At 73.7% G+C, this 3,512-nt stretch carries 3 protein-coding genes; all 3 read right to left on the bottom strand.

The features are described from left to right. Window positions 1-90: 90 nt before the first annotated feature. Window positions 91-783 (bottom strand): hypothetical protein, encoded by a 693-nt coding sequence (locus N866_RS17435; protein WP_034228940.1) that lies wholly within the window; start codon window positions 781-783, stop codon window positions 91-93. A 118-nt stretch (window positions 784-901) separates the two neighbouring features. Further along, window positions 902-2,005 carry a glycosyltransferase gene (locus N866_RS17430; RefSeq protein ID WP_162177334.1) on the bottom strand — a complete coding sequence of 368 codons (1,104 nt, stop codon included), beginning with the start codon at window positions 2,003-2,005 and terminating at the stop codon, window positions 902-904. Continuing rightward, window positions 2,002-3,432, bottom strand: a complete 1,431-nt coding sequence (gene lhgO, locus N866_RS17425; protein ID WP_155855455.1) for an L-2-hydroxyglutarate oxidase — start codon at window positions 3,430-3,432, stop codon at window positions 2,002-2,004. The genes N866_RS17430 and lhgO overlap by 4 nt, the downstream gene beginning before the upstream one ends. Window positions 3,433-3,512 lie beyond the last annotated feature (80 nt).

Genomic DNA, 3,512 nt, shown 5'->3' with positions numbered 1-3,512 from the left:
AGACCGGTGGATCAGGGCTGAGGCGGAGGTCGCCGAGCGGACGACCTCCGCCACCCGCGGTCGGGAGGTCCTGAGCGCTCCCGTGCCCGGTCAGGCGTCGACCCGCGTCCCGCTGTGCGCCCGCGCGGCGAGGACCGCGAGGAACGCGAGGACGAACGCGACGGTGCCGGTCATCTCGAGCCCTTCCTCGATCCCCATCATGTAGCCGTAGCCGGGACGCTGGACGTCACCGTCCCACTGGATCAGCTCCAGGAGCTGGGCGACGCCCCAGCAGGCCACGCCGGCCAGCATGAAGAGCTCCGCCGCTCGGGACTCGGCCCGCATGTGGCGGTGGACCAAGACGACGACGACCAGCCCGATGGCGACGACGGGGAGGTAGAGCAGCTGCCAGTCCACGCCCAGCCGGTATTCGAGGGTCTCGTGGACGACGAAGAGCTCGTCGATCCCCATGCCGAGCAGTCCGAGCCCGAGGAACCGGTACCAGAGCGTCGAGCGCCCCGCCAGGAAGCCCGCGATGGCAGCCGTGACGAGCAGCGCCGCGCTGTAGAAGGCGGGGACGGTGTACTCCCAGTCGGGGTGGAGCCACTCCCGGGCTGGGTGGCCGTCCGGCAGGAACATGGCCGAGGACATCGCGACGGACCACACCACCGCGGTGAGCACCAGCAGACCGGCGGCCGTCTTCCTCAGACGTGGGGGGAAGCCTGGGTCGCCCATCACGCGGGCGCGCCAGTCCTCGGCCCCGCGCGCAGGGCCGTCGAGGGGGGAGGGATTCGTCGAGATCACAGGGGCTCCGTCGTCGAACCTGGGGCGAACGCGCGGTGAACGCACAGAGGGGCGCTCAGTATCGTCCACGCCCCCCGCCATGGGAAGGATGGAAAAGACAGCACGGGACAGGGACCGGTCAGCCGGAGGCCGCTGCGCGCTGCACGACATCGGTCCACGACCGCGCCGCGTGCTCCGCCCACCGAGGCACCTCGTCCACGGCGGTCCCGCCTCGGCCTTCCCCGATCGCCCGACCCATGGCGCCGACGTCTCCCGTGGGGACCAGCCCGTCCGCGGTCAGCACGTCGGGGATGCCGCCCTCGTCGAAGGCCAGGACGCGACAGCCCAGGGAGAGCGCCAGGATCACCGAGCCGCTCTGCGTGGCGGCGACGTACGGCGCCAGCACGAGGGGGCGATGGCGGAGGACCTCCAGCAGGAGGTCCTGCGGGACCGGCTCGGCAGAGGTCAGGTCGCACACCTCGACGCCCGAGGTGCGGATGGCCGCCCAGGCGGCGTCGGGGAGGCTGCCGCGCCCGCACACGACGAGGCCCAGGCCGCGCCGCCTGGCCTCGGGTACGTGGGCGAGGATCTCGGGCAGGAGACCCGCCCCCTTGTCCCAGCGCAGCGCCCCGATGAAGGCGACCCAGCTCCGGGTCGGGTCGAGGACCACGTCGGCGGCCCCTGACGGGGCGACCTCGAGGTACGGCGGGTGGGGGCAGACCACGACAGGACCTCGCCTGGCGGTGTCGAGCCGCCCACGCAGCCGCTCCGCATGGATGACGACGACCAGGGCGCGGGTCAGGAGGGTCCGACGCGCGAACCGCGCCGGCGCCGACTCGTGCTCCCGGGGCACCGGGTTGTGCACCACCAGGACGACGGGCCGACCGGCCGCCGCGAGCGCCGCGAGGACGAGGTCCTCCGCCGGGAAGCGGGTGAACGCGACGAGGACGACCTGGCCGTGCAGGACGCTGCCCGCCACCGTCGCGGCCAGGCCGCGCACCAGGGCGACGACCTGCGCGGCCGGTGAGGCGTGGGAGAAGTTCTTGGGTAGCAGGCGACGCCACCGGACGCCTGCGGCCGGGCGGCTGTCGCTGTTCGCGGCGTCGACGAGGGTGACCGGCGCACCGTCCCGGCACAGGAGCGACGCGAGCTCGGCTGCGTACGGGTTCACCCCGTCGGAGTTGTGCACCACGACCCCGGCGGGCCGGCCGGGTCGGTTCGCGGGTCGTCGTGGCCGGCTCACGTGCTCGCGATGCGGTCGAGGGATCGCTCCAGGTGCTCTGCGATCTCGAGGGCGGCGGTCGCTGCCGGTGACGGCGCGTTGATGACGTGCAGCTGCCGCGGCGCCGCGCGCACCAGGAAGTCGTCGACCATCGCCCCGTCCCGCTGGAGCGCCTGGGCGCGGACGCCTGCCGGGGCAGGCACGAGGTCGTCGGCTCTGACCTGGGGGACGAGCCGGGCCAGGGACTTGGCGAAGAGGGGCTTCGACAGCGAGCGGGCGACCTCGTGCGCCCCCGGCCACCACGCCTTCGCGCCGAGCCGCCACAGACCTGGCCAGCTCAACGCGTCGGCCAGGTCGCGTGGCGACACCTCCCGCCAGGTGTAGCCCTCGCGGGCGAGGGCGAGCACGGCGTTCGGCCCGACGTGCACATGGCCGTCCACCGAGGTCGTGAGGTGGACGCCGAGGAAGGGGAACCGGGGATCCGGCACCGGGTAGATGGGTCCGTTGACCAACCCCGCGGCCTCGGGTCGCAGCTCGAAGTACTCGCCGCGGAACGGGACGATGCGCGCTCCCGGGTCGACCCCGCAGGCCACCGCGATCCGGTCGGCGTGCAGTCCTGCGCACGCCACCAGGAAGTCCGCCGAGATCTCCTCCTCGCCGCGGGCGGAGGTGACCTGGACGTGCACCGTGCTGCCCGCGGTCCGGGCGGAGCGGACGGCGTGGCCGAGCCGGATCTCGCCGCCGCCCGCGGTCACCAGGCCGGCGAGCGCGTGGCACACGCTCCGGTAGTCGATGATTCCGGTCGACTCCACCCGCAGCGCCGCGACGCAGCTCACGTGCGGCTCGTACTCGCGTGCCTCCACCGGTCCGATCCGGCGGAGCGGGACGCCGTTGGCCTCACCCCGTGTCGCGAGCTTCTCCAGGCGGGGGACCTCGTCGGCGTCGACGGCGACGACGAGCTTCCCGGGCGTGGCGACGTCCACGCCGTGCTCCTTGGCGAACCTTGTCATCGAGCGGGAGCCGGCCGCGGCGAAGCGCGCCTTCAGGCTGCCGGGCGCGTAGTAGAGCCCCGAGTGGATGACGCCGGAGTTGCGTCCCGTCTGGTGCTCGGCGAGCCCCTGCTCCTTCTCGAGGACCGTCACCCGATCGCCCCGTGCGGTCAGGCGGGCGGCGAGCGCGAGGCCGACGACTCCCCCTCCGACGATGACCACGTGCGCCACGGCTTCCTCCTGACTACGTCGTGCAGCGGACTGTGTTCTCCCAGTGGCCAGGCTCGATCGCGCGATCACGCCCAGCGTATCGGTGGCGGATGTCGGGGTGGTCGGGAATGGCCGCCGGGGCCGAGCTCGACCGGGCGTTCCGCTCCGCGGCTCGTAGACTTCCCGCACACCCCGTCCGATCCTCGGCCGGGGCCCGTCGTGCTGCCCCGGCCTCCTGACAGGACCCATGAACCTCACCGGTCTGCTGCCCCTGCTCCTCGCCGACCCGGCCGCCGCGCGCCTGCGGGAGCTCGCCACCGCGAGCCCCG

It is taken from the genome of Actinotalea ferrariae CF5-4, assembly GCF_000603945.1.
Taxonomy (GTDB): domain Bacteria; phylum Actinomycetota; class Actinomycetes; order Actinomycetales; family Cellulomonadaceae; genus Actinotalea; species Actinotalea ferrariae.
Note: the sequence above shows the minus strand (reverse complement) of the source record. Positions and strands in the feature narration are given on the sequence as shown.